We start from the raw sequence: 16914 nt of genomic DNA, 5'->3' as shown, positions 1-16914 counted from the left end.
TTTCATGATAGATGAACATGGATATCGACAGAATGTCGGAATAATAATAGTAAATAAAGATGGCAAGCTGTTTTGGGGGAAGAGGATTCATCAGGAAGCCTGGCAATTTCCGCAAGGAGGAATTCGCGAGCATGAAACTCCGCAACAGGCCGCTTTTCGCGAACTGAAAGAAGAGGTCGGTCTGGAACCTTCGGATGTACGTGTGCTTGGTCGTACCAACGGCTGGCTCAGTTATGATCTGCCCAAGCACCTGATCCGGCACAACAGTCAGCCTTTGTGCGTCGGGCAGAAGCAGGTCTGGTTTCTGCTGGGCTTGGAAAGCGACGCCAGTCGGATTGACCTTAACCGGCATGATACGCCGGAGTTCGAAGATTGGGACTGGGTCGATTACTGGCGTCCGGTTCAGGAAGTGGTTAACTTCAAACAGGCTGTGTACCACAAAGCCTTGACCGAACTGGAGCATGCATTGAATAAATTCTGGCTGTAATTGAGTGTCTTTTTACGAAACCCCGCCGCGAGCGGGGTTTTTTATTGTTTGAAGAAGTCTGAATAGTGCGGGCTGTGAGCCGAAGACTTGAGTTGTATCGAGAAAACGTCTGAAAAAGATCATTTAATTAGAAAGCATACTTCCAATGTGGTTTTTTTTGGTTAAAGTATCTTTTATGGTGCAATAAGGAAATATTGAAGGTGGATGGATGACTGATAATTTAAGGTTGGCTGCGAATGTTAATGCTGAAGGAAGAATTGATTACATCAATCAGGATTACATTGAGTGGTTGGGTTACAGTGAAGAGGAAATTCTCGGGCAACCAACTAGTATGCTTCGAGCACCGGGCATTCCCGAACAGATCCAGACGACAATTCAAGAGCAGGTAAGTAAGAACCATCCGGTGCAGTTCCCGATTCAGGAAATGAAAAAGAACGGTGAAACTTACTGGGCGGAAATGACGATTCAGCCTATTTTCGAAAAAGGGCGTTATATCGGTTATACCTCAATCAAAAGAGTGGTTTCCGATCCCGCCCGAATTGCTGGCTATGAAAGCCTGTATCGAGAAATTGCCGACGGCAAAAAAGTTTATACCAACGGAATCTGGATTGGCGAAAATTATCATAAATGGATGTCTCGTTTCGGTCTGCAGCGTGCTTCTCTGTTGACGAAAACCCTTTTAGCCATTTTGCTGGCCTCCTTACTGATTATTGCCGTTGCCGGTTTTATGGCAATAAATGAAATTAACGAGATTAAACGGGACTCGGCCGATTATCGTTCGGTGACTTTGGGCAAATACGTTACCGCTAAAATGGAGAAAAAGCACGATATCGGGATTACCAATGCAATCGGGATTACTTTTTCTGACCATGTCGCAAAATTTGTCGCTGAAAGGGATCAGGCGGCTTTATTGAAGTTACTGGCCGAAGCAGGTCAAAGTTATTCGAAGTTTTCCGATTTGAAGAATGTTAAGTTGCATTTTGTCGATGAAAACGGCATATCTTATCTTAAATCCTGGAAGCCGCTTGAACAGCAGCGAATGGACGACCTTTCGGCACGCAGCTATATTCAAAAAATGAGTCTAGAGCCTAAGCCATTGGTAACCAATGCGCTCAGTTCTGTGGGTTACAACATCAAATCGATCGTTCCGGTTTTCTATCAGGGGCGTTATGAAGGGTTTGTCGAATTTATTCAAGGCGTCGGTTCATTACGTCGTGATTTCGAAAAACAGGATCAGTTATATCTGGCAGCCATGTCGGTTGATTATGCTCTTAAAGGTGATCAGTTCAGACAGAAAAACGCTAAAAACCGACCTGTTTCCAGCGATGATAAATGGGTAGTAGGTAATAATCAGCAATTCTCAAGTGAAAACAGTTTGAAACAGATTGAACTTCTAAAAAGAATTGATATCGATTCGTTGTTTTCCAACGGCTATTTTGTCGGTGAAACCTATTTTCACGCCTCAACGCCTATTAAGTCGCAATCCGGAGAGTTAATGGGGTATCACATTCTCAGTGAACCGGTTGCTGCCTACAATGATTATGTTGGCGCAAAGGTTGATATAGCCATTCAGGCGTTTATGAATGTGGTCATTACGGTGGTGATTCTTGCTTTGATTATTGCCTGGCTTCTATGGCTGTTTATTCTCAAACCGTTAAAAAACGTCCAGAGAACGATGGATGTGGCGACGGCGCAAAGTAATTTGTTTGCACGCGTACGCTACTATGCCAAGGATGAAATCGGTCAGTTAGGTATGGCCTATAATCGCCAGGTCATGTTATCGCAATGTATTATTGCCGAGTCGAATGCCGCTATGGAAGAGTTGGTTAAAGGTCGTCTGGATTATCGGATTCGTACCCCGTTTGAGTCCGATTACGATATGTTAAAAGGGCGCATTAACCATACCTGTGAAGTTTTGCAGGATACCTTTGGAACTCTGGGTGAGGTTATGGAAAATATGCAAAAAGGGAACTTCCGTAATCAATCACAGCACAATCTGACGGGGGAGTATGCGCTGATTGTCGAGAGAGGTTTTTCGGCGATACAAAACCTGGCGGAAGTCTTCTCTGAAATCAATAAAGTTATGGGGTATGCCGCTCGCGGGAAATTGGATGAGCGGATCCTTAACTTCCAGCAAGGCGATATTGAGAATTTACAGAAAAGCATTAACCAGTCTCTGGTATTGATTGAACAAGGGTTTTCCGATGTTGTTCAGGCAAGTGAACGAATGGCGGAAGGTGATTTCTCACAACCAATCAGCGGTGATTATGAATATGCTCTGAACGACGCGAAAACGGCAGTAAACGCCAGCATGGAACGCCTGACGGAAACAATGATGAAACTGCGTCAGGCTGCATTCAGAGTCTATGAAAATACCGAAAATGTCGTGGAAGGAACCCAGAGTCTCAATCAGCGGACCCAGAGTCAGGCGGCATCCCTGGAAGAAACGTCAGCCGCTATGGAGCAGACGACTGCGCAGATTCGCAGTAATCTGGATAATACCATTGAAGCCTCAAACCTCTCGAATCAGCAGAGCCAGAAGCTTGGAATGGCGAACAGTGCAATGGAAGATACCCGTAAATCAATGCAGGGTATTCAGGAGTCATCACAGAAAATCCGCGATATTACGGTGTTGATTGACTCAATTGCATTCCAAACTAACCTGTTGGCTCTAAATGCCGCCGTTGAAGCGGCGAGAGCTGGCGAGCATGGGCGTGGTTTTGCCGTTGTCGCCGGCGAAGTCCGTAATCTGGCCGGTAAGTCAGCGGAAGCAACCAAAGAGATCGAGCAGTTGATTCAAGCCTCCAGCGCAGCGATTGATATTGGTGTCCAACAGGTTGATCGTGTAGGAGAGTCTCTGAGAGAGGTGACGGATATTACTGGACAGGTTCAATCGATTATTTCTGAAGTCGAGCGGGCTTCCAAAGACCAGTCGGTAGGTGTGGAAGAGGTGAATAAATCAATTACACATATCGACAGCGTCACACAACAGAATGCCGCACTTGTTGAAGAAACCACTGCCAGCACAGAAGGTTTGAAAGAGTCGGCAGACACTATGCAATCTATCATCAAGGCTTTCAAACTTAAATCAGGCGTTGTTGAACACGATTAGGTGCAATCTGATGAGTTCATTTTAGGTTTCCGGATCGGGGATGCGCTCAAGGTCATTTAAACCCCTTTATATAAGGGGTTTTTATTATGGTTTTACTGTGTAATGCTGATTAAGAACGAAAGAGAAACTTTTGAAAAACAAAAGCTTAGCTTTTCTGAATGCCGGCAAAGCCGCGTGACATAAGCTTATCACTGAAAACTTAAATAAAAAATGGTATGATGCCCCAACTTTTAATAAACCTGCAATTGCGAGAAATGTCCCTCTGGTCGGCTTTTTCGGGTAGGTTTGCGTCAGGGAAAACTAAGTAGCTGGAAACCTTGGCGTTAAAAAAATGTTGGCGCTAGCGATAAGAACTATCCATAGCGAAAAGTCACTTCAGGCTTACCCAGCTCCTGAAGACAAATATCCAACCCATTGAGGAAAACTTATTATGAGCGAACAGTTTGTAGATCAGGATCCACAGGAGACTCAAGAGTGGATCGATGCGCTGGAAGCGGTGGTCGAATTTGAAGGTTCCGACAAGGCTCAGCACATTATTGCCAGTCTAATCGAAAAAGCGCGTGTTCACGGCATTGATATTCCATACTCTGCCAATACACCTTATATCAATACCATTTCCGTTGAAGAACAGGTTAACTATCCTGGCGATATGGGGCTTGAAACCCGTATTCGTTCGCTATTGCGCTGGAATGCGATGGCGATGGTATCACGCGCAAACAAAACCACCAGTGTTGGTGGGCACATCGCTTCTTACGCTTCAAGCTGTACGCTGTATGAGGTGGGGATGAACCACTTCTTCAAAGGACCTAAGCACGCGCAAGGCGCGGATATGGTCTTCTTCCAGGGGCACACGGCTCCGGGTATGTACTCTCGTTCCTTTATGGAAGGCCGTTTCGAAGCGGATCGCCTGCGTAACTTCCGTCAGGAAGTGGATCAGGAAGGTCTGTCCTCTTATCCTCACCCTTGGTTGATGCCGGATTACTGGCAGTTCCCGACCGTATCGATGGGTCTAGGGCCGCTAATGGCAATCTACCAGGCGCGTTTCATGAAATACATGCAGGCTCGCGGCCTGGCTGAGACCGAAGGACGTAAAGTCTGGGCGTTCTTGGGTGACGGTGAGATGGATGAACCGGAATCACGTGGTGCGATCCAGTTAGCGAAACGCGAAAAACTGGATAACCTGATTTTCGTTATCAACTGTAACCTGCAGCGTCTTGACGGTCCGGTTCGTGGTAACGACAAGATCATTCAGGAATTGGAAGGCGTCTTCCGTGGTGCCGGTTGGCAGGTTCTGAAAGTCATCTGGGGTTCAGGCTGGGATCGTCTGCTACAGAAAGACGAAACCGGTAAGCTGATCGAGCGCATGGGTGAAGTCGTTGACGGTGAATACCAGGCTTATAAAGCGAAAGACGGCGCATTCGTTCGCGAGCACTTCTTCGGTAAGTACCCTGAAACCGCAGCGCTGGTTGCGGATATGACCGACGATGAGATCTTCAAGCTGACTCGTGGTGGTCACTCGCCGCGTAAGATCTACAACGCTTATAAGCGTGCAACCGAATCGCAAGGTCAACCGACGGTTATCCTGGCGAAAACTGTTAAAGGTTACGGTATGGGCGCTTACGGTGAAGCGGCGAACACCGCTCACCAACAGAAGAAACTGGATAAAGACGGCCTGAAATATTTCCGTGACCGTTTCTCTGTTCCGATTTCAGACGAAGAGTTGGAAAAAGACATTCCGTTCTACCGTCCGGACGAAGATTCCGACATCATGAAATACATGAAAGAGCGCCGTGATGCGCTGGGTGGACCGATTCCTGCACGTCATGACGATGCAGAACCGTTACCGGTGCCTGCTTTGGATGCGTTCAAAATGCTGACCGACGGTACCGGTGATCGTGAAATGTCGACCACCATGGCATTCGTGCGTATTATCTCGATCCTGTTGCGTGACAAGGCGCTTGGACCGCGTGTTGTTCCGATTATCCCGGATGAAGCGCGTACTTTTGGTATGGAAGGTCTGTTCCGTCAGGTCGGTATCTACGATCCGGCCGGTCAGTTGTATGAGCCGATGGATGCCGACCAGTTGATGTGGTACAAAGAATCTGCCAACGGTCAGGTATTCGAAGAAGGGATCAACGAAGCCGGTTCCATGGCGAACTGGGTTGCTGCGGCGACCGCTTATGCGAACTACGGCGTGAGCATGATTCCTTTCTATATCTATTACTCGATGTTCGGTTTCCAGCGTATCGGTGACCTGGCCTGGGCGGCCGGTGACTCTCGTGCGCGTGGTTTCCTGATCGGTGGTACCGCCGGTCGTACGACGCTTGAAGGTGAAGGTCTGCAGCACCAGGACGGTCACAACCTGATCCAGTTCGACCACGTTCCGAACTGTCTGTCCTACGATCCGACTTTCGCTTACGAAATGGCGGTAATTATCCGTGACGGTATTAAGCGTATGTTCCACGATAAGGAAGACGTTTACTACTACATCACCGGTATGAACGAAAACTACAGCCATCCTGCAATGCCGGAAGGTTCCGAGGAAGGCATTCTGAAAGGGATGTACTCCTTCAAGAAATCCGCTGCCAAGCATAAGAACAAAGTTCAGCTGATGGGGTCGGGTACGATCTTCCGTGAAGTGATTGCGGCGGCCGAAATGCTGGAAAGCGACTGGAATGTCGCGGCTGATATCTGGGGTGTACCAAGCTTTAACCTGGTTCGCCGCGACGGTATCGAAGTCACTCGCTGGAATACGCTGCACCCTGAAGCGGAAGCGAAAGTGCCTTATGCAACTGAACTGCTTACCGGTTCCGAAGGGCCGTTCATTGCAGCGACGGATTACATCCGTGACTATCCTGAACGTATCCGTGATTATATTCCGGGTGAATACTATGTGTTGGGTACCGACGGCTTCGGTCGTTCTGATACCCGTGAACAGCTACGTAAATTCTTTGAAGTCGATCGCCACTATGTGGTGGTTACGGCCCTTAAAGCGTTGGCTGATGCAGGCTCTATCGATGCTAAGGTTGTTTCCGAAGCAATCGCGAAATATGGCCTGGAAGCGGATAAAGTCTATCCGGTTCACGCCTGATGTTAAAAGCCGCACTGTTGCAGTGTGGCTTTTTTTACGCGAAAGAATTAACGTATGATGCATCATACATAGTATTTTCGAGACACTGCCGCAGCAGAATCTTGCGGCGGTGGCTCTACAGGAAGGAAAATTCCAATGGCTATTACACAAGTTAATGTTCCTGATATCGGGGATTTTGATTCGGTCGAAGTTATCGAAGTTCTAGTCGCAGAAGGTGACGAAGTTGCCCTGGACGACTCTTTAATTACCCTTGAATCCGATAAAGCGACGATGGAGATTCCATCGCCGGTGGCAGGGAAAATTACCAAAATTGCAATTTCAGTTGGTGACTCGGTTTCTGAGGGTGACTACATCCTGGATATCGAAGCAGAGGCCGCTTCAGCGCCAGCTGCCGAAGCGCCAAAAGAAAAAGTTAAAGAAGAAGCGGTCGCGACTCCTGCCCCGGCTGCGGAGTCAAAACCGGAGCCGCAAGTGGTTAAACAGCCTGCGCACAATGTGCCAGCTGCCGCCAAGCCGGTTAACCCTCAAGCGATGGGCGCGGCATTCCACGCGTCACCCTCTGTTCGTTCGTTTGCGCGTACTTTAGGCGTCGATCTGACAACGGTCAGCGGTACAGGCCCGAAAGGCCGTATCCAGCAGACTGACGTTGAAGCGGCGGTTAAAGCAGTGATGTCCGGTCAGGCTGCGGCTCCGGGACAAACTGCCGGTTCCGGCATTCCACCGATTCCAGGTATCGATTTCAGTCAGTTCGGCGAAACCACTACCGAAGAGCTGGGACGCATCAAGAAAATTTCCGGTAAGTTCCTGCATGCGAGCTGGTTGAACGTTCCGCACGTTACTCAGTTCGACGAATGCGACATTACCGAAATGGATCAGTTCCGTAAGGATCAGAAAGCGGCGGCCGAGAAGCAGGGCATCAAACTGACTCCGCTGGTCTTCGTTATGAAAGCCGTGGTCAAAGCGCTGCAGGATTTCCCAAGCTTCAATGCGTCTTTGTCCGAAGATGCGCAATCCATCATTTACAAGCACTACTACAACATCGGTATCGCGGTAGACACGCCGAACGGTCTGGTGGTTCCAGTAGTTAAGGATGTCGATAAGAAAGGTATCTACGAGCTGTCTCAAGATCTGATGGAAATCTCCGCTAAAGCGCGTGACGGTAAGTTGGGGCCGAAAGATATGCAGGGCGGTTGTTTCACAATCTCTAGCCTTGGCGGTATCGGCGGTACTCAGTTTACGCCGATCGTCAATGCGCCTGAAGTGGCCATCATGGGTCTGTCAAAAGCGAAAATGCAGCCGGTCTGGAACGGTAGCGATTTCGAACCGCGCCTGATTATGCCGTTCAGCGTTTCTTACGACCACCGTGCAATCGACGGTGCCGAAGGGGTTCGCTTTACGACGACCGTAGCGAAATATCTGTCCGATCTGCGTCAGCTAATTCTATAAGGAAGACTCATGAGTAAGATTGTTGATATTGTTGTTCCGGACATTGGCGATTTCGCAGAAGTAGACGTGATCGAAGTGCTGGTTTCCGCCGGCGACGAAGTTGCGCAGGATGATTCATTAGTTACTCTGGAATCGGATAAGGCGACCATGGAAATTCCGGCGCCTTTCGCCGGTAAAATCGCTTCCTTCTCGGCCGAAGTCGGCGACAAGGTTTCCGAAGGCTCTATTCTTGGAACCATGGAAATTGCCGATACCGATACGGTTTCTGCAAACGTCGAAGAGTCGGTAAAAGCTTCTGCAGCTCCGGCCAAAGAAGAAGCTGCTGCCGCGGCACCGAAAGCGGTTTCCGCCGACGGTATTGAGGCCGATATTCACTGCGAAGTGCTGGTGCTGGGCTCAGGCCCGGGCGGTTATACCGCCGCTTTCCGCGCGGCTGACCTTGGCAAGAAAGTGGCCATGGTTGAGCGTTATGACAACATCGGTGGTGTCTGTCTGAACGTCGGCTGTATCCCGTCCAAAGCGTTGCTGCATATGTCGGTGGTACTGAACGAAACCCGCGAAATGGGTGCGCACGGAATCACTTTCCAGGAACCGGAAATCGACACCAATAAAATGCGTGCTTACAAAGACTCGGTTATCGGTAAATTGACCGGTGGTCTGGCCGGTCTGGCCAAAGCTCGTAAAGTCGAGGTCGTAACCGGTTACGGTAAATTCAGTTCTTCTAATACGGTTACGGTTGAAGCCGGTGACGGCACGACTAAAACCATTGCGTTTGAACAGGCAATTATCGCCGCCGGTTCGCGTGTTGTAAAACTGCCGTTTATTCCGCACGACGACCCTCGTGTAATGGATTCAACCGATGCGCTGGAACTTGAAGAAGTGCCTAAGCGTATGCTGGTGATCGGTGGCGGGATCATCGGTCTGGAAATGGCGCAGGTCTACGACTCACTGGGCGCAAGCATTACCGTGGTTGAGCTGGGCGATACCATTATCCCGGGTGCCGACAAAGATATCTCCAAGCCGCTTCTGAAGAAAATTCAGAAGAAATACGAGAATATCTATCTGAACTCGAAAGTCACCAATGTTGAAGCCAAACCGGAAGGGCTGGAAGTCACTTTCGAAGGGAAGAAATGTCCTGAGAAAGATACCTTCGACCGTATTCTGGTCGCAGTAGGGCGTGCGCCGAACGGTAAGCTGATCGACGCGGACAAAGCCGGTGTGATGGTTAACGACTGGGGCTTCATCGAAGTCGATGAACGTCAGAAAACCAATGTGGATCACATTTACGCGATCGGTGATATCGTTGGTCAGCCGATGCTGGCGCACAAAGCGGTACACGAAGGTAAAGTGGCCGCGGAAGTGATTGCCGGTATGCCGTCCGCCTTTACCCCTATGGGCATTCCATCGGTTGCCTATACCGATCCGGAAGTGGCTTGGGCCGGTAAAACCGAACAAGAGCTTAAGGATGAAGGTATCGAGTACGAGAAGGGCGCATTCCCTTGGGCGGCTTCTGGACGCAGCCTGAGTCTGGGGCGTGACGAAGGGATGACCAAAGCGTTGTTCTGCGCCAAGACGCATCGTCTTCTAGGTTGCGGTATTGTCGGCCCGAACGCCGGTGAACTGGTTGCCGAAGCGATGCTGGCGATTGAGATGGGCGCGGATATGCAAGATATCGGTCTAACCATCCATCCGCATCCAACGCTGTCAGAGACAATCTGCTTCGCAGCTGAGATGGCGGAAGGAACAATCACAGACTTAATGCCACCTAAGCGTAAAAAGTAAATTTCTGGCTAAAAAGCCCAACTTCTGCGTTATTGAAATGGTCAGCTACTAACTGTAGCCTCACATTTCAAAGCCTTGAACTGACGAGTTTTATTTCGCAACTTAGTGCTTTTGAGAAACCCGCTATATGCGGGTTTTTTATTAAAATTAAATTTACAACCTATTGAGATATATAGTGGAAACGGTGACGCTACTTTTTTGTGAATAATTTATGAATCCTGAGAACTTAAAAAAGCTCGTTGTCGTTACAATGCCTTTTGGAAAATACAAGGGGCGTATCATTGCGGATTTGCCGGGAAATTACCTTAATTGGTTTGCCAGTAAAGGCTTTCCATCTGGAAATTTAGGGCAATTATTGGCGCTAATGCATGAGCTGGATCACAATGGTTTAAAACCGCTTTTAGACCCCTTAAGAAAACAGAGTCGTTAACAAAAAGAGGCAGTACCCAATTATTTAAAAAGCCTGCAAATATTGATCTATTTGCAGGCTTTTTGTTATTTAGAGTTTACTTGCGGTTATTGTTCTTCTTGCAACTGCAAAATCAAAACCATATTTTCATTGAATAGCGGAATTAGTAAACGGTTTCGTTGGGAGTCGACATCCATTTCGGAAGGGAGTCAAAGAATTCGGCGATGGCTTTATATTCACCGTTTCCATAAACCTTGCTGTAAATATTTCCCTGTTGGACATCGTATGACTTCCATTCTTAATTTTCACTTTGTCCTCTAATGAACTCAAAAAGGGGGAGCCAAATAAACAGGCTCGATCCCCTTTTTTAAGTTAGTGCTTAATCACAAGGCCCGATGTAGGTGCCTTTGATTGTGGAATTCATTTTCATGCCGGCCGCCGTTGTGGTCATCTTGCCGTCCATGCTCTTGCCGTTGTAGGTAATCTCTCCGCTTCCGGAAGAGTCGTTACATTTGAATTGCCACGTAACGGTATTTCCATTGATATCGTATTCCATCATTTCACATTCCGAGCCATCGCGATTTTTCTGTGCAGGAACCATGTCTTCTTCAGTGATACATTGCTCGACGGTGACCGGTGGAATCATCATTGGCATGCCTTCCATCTCGACAGTCGTCTGGATTTTCCATTTACCTTCTTCCATGTTTATTTCACTCGTGTCCGCCGAACAGCCGGAAACCAATAATGACAGGAGAATGAGTAGTGCTCTGCTGCTTTTCATAAAAACCTCTTTTGTCTATTTATTTACTCTTGTGGCAATTGATCAAAATCAATCTGTCTTTTCAACGACTAAAAACAATTGTGATATCTTTAGTTGGCATTATCAATAAAAAAAAGGATAAAACGATGTACAAGATGTCACAGGTCATAAAAATGCTTTTAGCATTTGCGGTTGCGATAGGAAGTACTAATCTGTATGCCGCTATCGAGAAGAATGAAGGATTGCTGCATCAGGATCTGGTCCTTTACAACGGCAAGAAAGATGATCCTTATACCATGTTTTATCCATTCGAAGTGACCAAGCCGGGCAGGGTCAACATTGAAGTAAAAGTGAACAACTATAAGCCTGAAAGATTCAGAGACGCGAATCGTCCGGTACGTATGATGCTAGTGGATTCCCGTTTCTTCTCGGCTGAAAAAAAGCCTATGAATCAGAGTCAATTCCAGAAGATCGTTAACGATATTAACCAATACAATCCGGCCGAGTATATCGCCGGTGATCAGATTCGGGGTATTACCAGAGCGCTCAAAAAAACACTCGATGGACTGATGGGCAAAAAACGTAAACCTAAACCTTTACCTGGATACATCCATGTTTACTCTAATACGGTGCGTTTTGCCAACACGCCTGATAATCAGGTAACCGTCGGTAGACGGCATTACGATATTGATGCCGTGGAACTCTCCTTGACTAAGGGAATGTACTTTGTGGTATTGGAGAATGTCAGCCGAAGCCTGACGCCGGAGATCGAACTGAAAGTCGATTTTCCTGGAGATCAGTATGCTGTAGCAGACAACCTGATGCCGCCTCGTGATCTTGGTATCCGCATGATCCGCTTAAGCGATGATAAAGTTCATGTGCAGGTCAGAAACAACGGCGAAGGTCGTTTGAGTGACGATCTGTATGAGCGCAGAGGTAAGGATGCTTTCGCACTGAACATCAAAGTGAATGGAAAAAATTGGGGCGGCGTTACTCTCAAAGGGCTGGATCCGGAGCGTGCTTTAAAGACACCGGGACGTCGTGTCGGCTATACATTTGATAAGCTGAAAATCGACAAAACAACCGAAATTACAGCGACCTTGAAAATGCCGAAATTCAAAGATGCTAATCGGAGAAACAACAGCAAAACCGTGACATTTGAAGTCGATAAACCGTCCGCTCAGATGCCGATTATGCAGGTACGCTGAGTCATTTAAAAACAGGATGGAGACTTAAAGGAAACCAACCGGATTGCTTAAGTCTCTATATTAAAAAAGCCTGCAATTGTAGGCTTTTCTGTATTTAGGATTTGTTTGCTATGTTGCTATGGCTTGTTATGCAAAAGCATTAATCCGCAAAGGACGCTCATTCGCGTTTTTGTTTTACAACGGCAAGATCAATACCTTATCTTCATTAAAGAGCGGAATCAGTAAACGATTACGTTTGGTGTCGACATCCATATCGGCAGGGGAGTTAAGGAACTCGGCGATAGTCTCGTATTCGCCGTTTCTATAAACATCAATCGACGAGCTTTCCCAGCTGGACATGGCGAGACTACCATCTTGTAGCTTCACTAGACCGTCTAATCTTGCACCGTAGGGTTCAGGCATTTCCGTGATTTCGCCTTTGTCATTCATTTTGACCATTTTAGCGCTGCTGAAAAATACCACGTAAATATCGCCATTATCATACAGAATACCGTTTGGTCTGCCCATCTCGGGATCTTTTAGAATGGTTTCCACTTTTCCATCTGCCCAGACTTTATAGATGGCGTCGGTACCGGAGGCTTCGAACCCCGGTTTCATGCCGGTATCGGTGACATACACGGAGTCGCCGTCTCCTGGAGTAATGCCGTTCAAAAAGCTGCTGCCTTTTACGTCAATCGAAGAAAGCTGCTTGCCGCTTGGCAGCTCAAAGACTTGTATTTGCGTGATGTCGGCGACATAGAGTTTATTGCCGATAATCGTCATCCCTTTAGGGGCGTGTAATTCAACCTTATCATCTGCGCCGTCAATCCACTTGAGGTCAACGACTTTACCGTCCGGACTCAGTTTTGAGATAAAACCGTTATCGTCCTCGTCGAATGGACTGCCGTTGATATTGGTGACCAGATAGATATCCTGATCAGCATAATATTCGACCGATTCCGGCGTCGCAAAGCCGACATCGCTAACCAGTATTTTTTGATTTGCCTGATCGGCCATAGCTGTCACCGACCATAATGCGGTCAGTGATGCGAAGAAAAACGTTTTAATGCTTTGGGTGGATTTCATAATCAACTCCTGAAAAGGTGAATACTCAGGTTGGACACTGGACATAGTGTTTTGCCTGTTTATTGCAGCGTGCGTGATTGTTTTTAATGCAGACTGCAATGATCTGTTATTGTACGAAAAAGTAGATACGTACTTTTAATTATTGTTGCTTGGCGAACATACTATTGCGTTTCGATGATCAAACCAGATTCTGCGCAATTTCGAATTTTGAAGAACCGGGGAATAACTGGAGCCAGAGTAGAGTTGAATTGCTAAACCAAGCTTAACTATATGATTTAGTAAGCAATTTGTTTCCTTTGGAAAGTACTTTTCTGGCTGCTGATACAGTCCATCAAAGCCTGCAAATGCAGGCTTTTTGGTTTAGCGTTTCGAACGCGGTTGGTAGTTCAGTATTGAAATGGGAACGGCTTTTCTTACAGGAAATTCTGCCACTTCGCGACGTTCCAGAAGGTGGTCAAGTAGGCTTTCGATCATGCACAGATTTTTAAAGTCGTCTTTGGATACCAGAGAGATCGCTTCACCGGATTTTCCGGCACGACCGGTTCGCCCGATGCGGTGAATATATTCCTCGGCAGGATAAGGCAGGTCGTAGTTGACGACTCGGCTGAGGTTGTCCATATCCAATCCGCGAGCAGCAACGCCGGTGGCGATCAGAAATTGCAGTTTGCCGGTTTTGAAATCATTCCAGACTTTTTCACGTTGCGCCTGACTGCGCCCGGCATGAATGGAGTCGGCGATAATGCCACGCTTTCCGAGTTGTTCGACCAGTTTAGCGGCAGAGTGTTTTTTCTCGACAAAAATCAGTGCCTGATCCCATTGGTTTTCTTTAATCAAATGACTCAGTAGAGCAGATTTGGTGTCTTTATCGACAGCAATCATCCACTGTTCAATATTGGATTTTTTGCCTTTGGACGAAACCTTTATCTCAACCGCATCGTCATAAACGGTATCGGCCAGATAGCGTAATTTAGGGTTAATGGTCGCCGAAAACAGCATACTTTGGCGATGGCTTGGAAGGCGGTCGATAATTTTGTTGAGATCGTCGATAAAGCCCATATCCAACATTCGGTCGGCTTCATCCAGCACCAGAAATTCCAAATCGTTAAAAAACACGGAACGCTGGTAGGCGAGATCCAGCAGTCTGCCGGGCGTGGCGACCAGAATATCCACGCCTTGTGCCAAACGTTGTTTGTTCTCTTCAAGGTCGCTACCACCATAAACAGCAACCGAACTGAGCTGGAGATGTTTGCCGTAGGCCAGGATGCTTTTTTCCACCTGAATCGCCAGTTCGCGTGTCGGCACCAGTATCAGCGCACGGATCGAACGCCCGCGTACCGTTTCGCCGTTATCGAGTTTTTGCAAAATCGGCAGGACAAAACTGGCGGTTTTACCGGTACCTGTCTGCGCCGAGGCGATAATATCTTCCCCTTTAAGAATAAGTGGAATAGCCTTTTTCTGAATTTCGGTTGGTGTCTGATAGCCGGAATCGGACAGGGCTTTAAGAATCGGGTCGGATAATCCTAGTTTGGCAAATGACATAAAAACCTCGGGCTGTACGATGGCGACGGATTCTCGGCGCGCTTGATTTGTTAAAGTAACAGAAAAGACGAGGGATTGTGTTGCTCGATCTTTACCTAATAAGTGATTACCAGATCAAATCATCCGGAATCTCGAACTTGGCGTAGTAGTCTTCGTCTTCTTTGGAGAGTTGGGTTTGCAGACTTTCGTTTCTGACGATCACGGACGCATCACGCTGTTCGATTTTTTCCTGTAGCTCGGCACTGATCAGCGCATAACCTTTGCCAAAACGCACGATCAGGATTTTTTCGCCGGCCAGTCCTCTTTGGGTTTTTTCATTCACCTTAAGGGTTTTGACTGCGGTTCCGTCGGAAAAGTTATAGGCGATGTCGCCTTCGTAGCCTTTGAGCTGATTGCTTTGAATAAGCTGTCTCAGTTCTGCGTGTTTGGCCTTTTCGGCTTGTTCCTGCTGGCGCTTCTGGTTCAATTCACGATCGCGCTGCGCTTTTTCTTCAGCTGCTTTTGCAGCAAGCAGAGCGGCTTCATTCTGTGAGTTGCCGCCTTGACCTTTTTTGCTTTTATTGGCTTTTTTCTGTTTGTTTTGCTGTTGCTTTTCGCGTTGAACTTTCTTGGCTCTTTTATCGTCGACTAAGCCGGATTTTTTCAGTTGGTCAAAGAGTGAACCCGCCATGGCTGCATTCCCGAAGTTATTTTTAAAGGCGGTTATTTTACGCTAATTTCAGGAAACTTAAGGCTTGTTTATGTGTGTTTACGGAATAGGACGTGACCGTGTGAAATAAGTCGAGTTAAAGGGAGATGTAATCAGAAAGGGCGGTGCTTTATGATGCGAGATTGGAAGACAGAGGGAAGAATCGAAACCGAGCAGAAGCGGCAAGCAGCGGTTTGCTGCCTGCCGGAGTGAATGACTAATCCTGCATAAACGGATAGTCGGTATAGCCTTCCGATCCGTCGGTATAGAAGGTATCCGGATCGGGATCATTCAATGCCGCTCCTGCCTGCACGCGCGCGGGAAAGTCCGGATTGGCCAGGAATCCGGTTCCAAAGGCGACCGAGTCGGCCAGATTGTTGTCGATAGTCTGTGCCGCTTCTTCTGCGGAATAGCCCATGTTGACCATCAAATGACCTTTATAGTGTTCGCGGGCAATTGGAATGACATCGGCTTTCTGTATGCCGAAAAAGTCGGCACGCATGACATGCAGATAAGCCAAATTAAACTGATTCAAATGCTCGGACAGGTAACGAATCCAGGCGACCGGATCGCTGTCTTGCATGCTATTGAAGCTGTTGAGCGGCGAAAGGCGCAATCCTACTCGATCACTGCCGATCTCGTCGGTAACGGCGCTGAGGATTTCGCTTAAAAAGCGTGCACGGTTTTCCAGCGAACCGCCGTATTGGTCACTGCGCTGGTTGCAGCCGTCACGCAGAAACTGGTCGATAAGATAGCCGTTAGCGCCGTGTACTTCGACACCGTCAAAACCGGCGGCAATGGCATTTGCTGCACCTTGACGGAAATCATCGACAATTGCGGCGATTTCATCCTGCGTCAATTCGTGAGGAACCGTATAGGGTTTTTTGCCTTCCGGGGTATGCGTTTCATCGTCAATGGCAACGGCACTCGAACTTACCGCCTCTTTGCCGTTATTGAGCAACGGATGGGCGGCGCGGCCGGCATGCCAGATTTGCAGATAGATGCGTCCGCCGACTTTGTGTACGGAGTCGGTCACTTTTTTCCAGCCATCGACCTGTTCCTGGGAATAGATCCCGGGATCGTTGCCAAATGCCGATGTTTGCGGTGTAACCATGCTGCATTCGGTGATAATTAATCCCGCACTGGCGCGTTGGGTATAGTACTCGGCCATCAGCTCGTTGGGAATATGGTTAATCGCCCGGCAACGGGTAAGCGGCGCCATGACAAAGCGGTTGTCGAGAGTGAGATTTCCGAGTTGTACTGGTTGAAAAAGTATTTCTGTCGACATGGTAACGTTCCTTCCTTATGGAAAAGTCCTATTGACGTT

At 47.7% G+C, this 16914-nt stretch carries 12 protein-coding genes; 7 read left to right on the top strand and 5 right to left on the bottom strand.

All coding sequences use genetic code 11. From position 1 onward, the window contains the following. The first annotated feature begins 4 nt into the window (after positions 1-4). From HQN79_RS07110 to HQN79_RS07085, 6 genes are all read left to right on the top strand, one after another. The gene (locus HQN79_RS07110; RefSeq protein ID WP_173285248.1) at positions 5-487 is read left to right on the top strand and encodes an RNA pyrophosphohydrolase; all 483 of its coding nucleotides are present in this window, start codon (positions 5-7) and stop codon (positions 485-487) included. A gap of 208 nt (positions 488-695) precedes the next feature. Continuing rightward, the gene (locus HQN79_RS07105) at positions 696-3599 is read left to right on the top strand and encodes a methyl-accepting chemotaxis protein (RefSeq protein ID WP_173285247.1); all 2904 of its coding nucleotides are present in this window, start codon (positions 696-698) and stop codon (positions 3597-3599) included. A gap of 430 nt (positions 3600-4029) precedes the next feature. Further along, the gene (aceE, locus tag HQN79_RS07100) at positions 4030-6690 is read left to right on the top strand and encodes a pyruvate dehydrogenase (acetyl-transferring), homodimeric type (protein ID WP_173285246.1); all 2661 of its coding nucleotides are present in this window, start codon (positions 4030-4032) and stop codon (positions 6688-6690) included. A gap of 135 nt (positions 6691-6825) precedes the next feature. Beyond that, positions 6826-8136, top strand: coding sequence for a dihydrolipoyllysine-residue acetyltransferase (aceF, locus tag HQN79_RS07095; RefSeq protein WP_173285245.1), 1311 nt, complete (start codon positions 6826-6828; stop codon positions 8134-8136). 9 nt (positions 8137-8145) lie between these two features. Beyond that, the gene (gene lpdA / locus HQN79_RS07090) at positions 8146-9918 is read left to right on the top strand and encodes a dihydrolipoyl dehydrogenase (RefSeq protein WP_173285244.1); all 1773 of its coding nucleotides are present in this window, start codon (positions 8146-8148) and stop codon (positions 9916-9918) included. A gap of 211 nt (positions 9919-10129) precedes the next feature. Beyond that, positions 10130-10348 carry a DUF3820 family protein gene (locus HQN79_RS07085; RefSeq protein WP_173285243.1) on the top strand — a complete coding sequence of 73 codons (219 nt, stop codon included), beginning with the start codon at positions 10130-10132 and terminating at the stop codon, positions 10346-10348. Positions 10349-10706: 358 nt separating this feature from the next. Here the strand turns inward: HQN79_RS07085 and HQN79_RS07080 are convergent, their stop codons facing one another. Next, the gene (locus tag HQN79_RS07080; protein ID WP_173285242.1) at positions 10707-11108 is read right to left on the bottom strand and encodes a DUF3617 domain-containing protein; all 402 of its coding nucleotides are present in this window, start codon (positions 11106-11108) and stop codon (positions 10707-10709) included. Positions 11109-11233: 125 nt separating this feature from the next. Here HQN79_RS07080 and HQN79_RS07075 point away from each other — a divergent pair, with 125 nt between their 5' ends. After that, positions 11234-12295, top strand: a complete 1062-nt coding sequence (locus HQN79_RS07075) for a hypothetical protein (protein ID WP_173285241.1) — start codon at positions 11234-11236, stop codon at positions 12293-12295. Between the two features lie 174 nt (positions 12296-12469). On the opposite strand, the gene HQN79_RS07070 is transcribed toward HQN79_RS07075, so the two are convergent. From HQN79_RS07070 to HQN79_RS07055, 4 genes are all read right to left on the bottom strand, one after another. Beyond that, positions 12470-13360 (bottom strand): SMP-30/gluconolactonase/LRE family protein, encoded by an 891-nt coding sequence (locus HQN79_RS07070; RefSeq protein ID WP_173285240.1) that lies wholly within the window; start codon positions 13358-13360, stop codon positions 12470-12472. A gap of 360 nt (positions 13361-13720) precedes the next feature. After that, positions 13721-14899, bottom strand: coding sequence for a DEAD/DEAH box helicase (locus tag HQN79_RS07065; protein WP_173285239.1), 1179 nt, complete (start codon positions 14897-14899; stop codon positions 13721-13723). A gap of 106 nt (positions 14900-15005) precedes the next feature. After that, complete coding sequence (locus tag HQN79_RS07060) at positions 15006-15569, bottom strand: DUF2058 domain-containing protein (protein ID WP_173285238.1); 564 nt, start codon at positions 15567-15569, stop codon at positions 15006-15008. Positions 15570-15804: 235 nt separating this feature from the next. Continuing rightward, a complete protein-coding gene (locus tag HQN79_RS07055; RefSeq protein ID WP_173285237.1) occupies positions 15805-16875 on the bottom strand; it encodes an alkene reductase in 1071 nt (356 codons plus the stop codon). Positions 16876-16914 lie beyond the last annotated feature (39 nt).

This window comes from Thiomicrorhabdus xiamenensis (assembly GCF_013282625.1).
Lineage (GTDB): Bacteria > Pseudomonadota > Gammaproteobacteria > Thiomicrospirales > Thiomicrospiraceae > Thiomicrorhabdus > Thiomicrorhabdus xiamenensis.
Note: the sequence above shows the minus strand (reverse complement) of the source record. Positions and strands in the feature narration are given on the sequence as shown.

What these genes read in the sequence shown, in the direction of transcription:
- HQN79_RS07085 (WP_173285243.1), top strand. Translation starts at nt 10,130, where the DNA reads ATGAATCCTGAGAACTTAAAAAAGCTCGTTGTCGTTACAATGCCTTTT.
- aceE (WP_173285246.1), top strand. Translation starts at nt 4,030, where the DNA reads ATGAGCGAACAGTTTGTAGATCAGGATCCACAGGAGACTCAAGAGTGG.
- HQN79_RS07065 (WP_173285239.1), bottom strand. Translation starts at nt 14,899, where the DNA reads ATGTCATTTGCCAAACTAGGATTATCCGACCCGATTCTTAAAGCCCTG.
- HQN79_RS07060 (WP_173285238.1), bottom strand. Translation starts at nt 15,569, where the DNA reads ATGGCGGGTTCACTCTTTGACCAACTGAAAAAATCCGGCTTAGTCGAC.
- HQN79_RS07080 (WP_173285242.1), bottom strand. Translation starts at nt 11,108, where the DNA reads ATGAAAAGCAGCAGAGCACTACTCATTCTCCTGTCATTATTGGTTTCC.
- HQN79_RS07110 (WP_173285248.1), top strand. Translation starts at nt 5, where the DNA reads ATGATAGATGAACATGGATATCGACAGAATGTCGGAATAATAATAGTA.
- HQN79_RS07055 (WP_173285237.1), bottom strand. Translation starts at nt 16,875, where the DNA reads ATGTCGACAGAAATACTTTTTCAACCAGTACAACTCGGAAATCTCACT.
- aceF (WP_173285245.1), top strand. Translation starts at nt 6,826, where the DNA reads ATGGCTATTACACAAGTTAATGTTCCTGATATCGGGGATTTTGATTCG.
- HQN79_RS07070 (WP_173285240.1), bottom strand. Translation starts at nt 13,360, where the DNA reads ATGAAATCCACCCAAAGCATTAAAACGTTTTTCTTCGCATCACTGACC.
- HQN79_RS07075 (WP_173285241.1), top strand. Translation starts at nt 11,234, where the DNA reads ATGTACAAGATGTCACAGGTCATAAAAATGCTTTTAGCATTTGCGGTT.
- lpdA (WP_173285244.1), top strand. Translation starts at nt 8,146, where the DNA reads ATGAGTAAGATTGTTGATATTGTTGTTCCGGACATTGGCGATTTCGCA.
- HQN79_RS07105 (WP_173285247.1), top strand. Translation starts at nt 696, where the DNA reads ATGACTGATAATTTAAGGTTGGCTGCGAATGTTAATGCTGAAGGAAGA.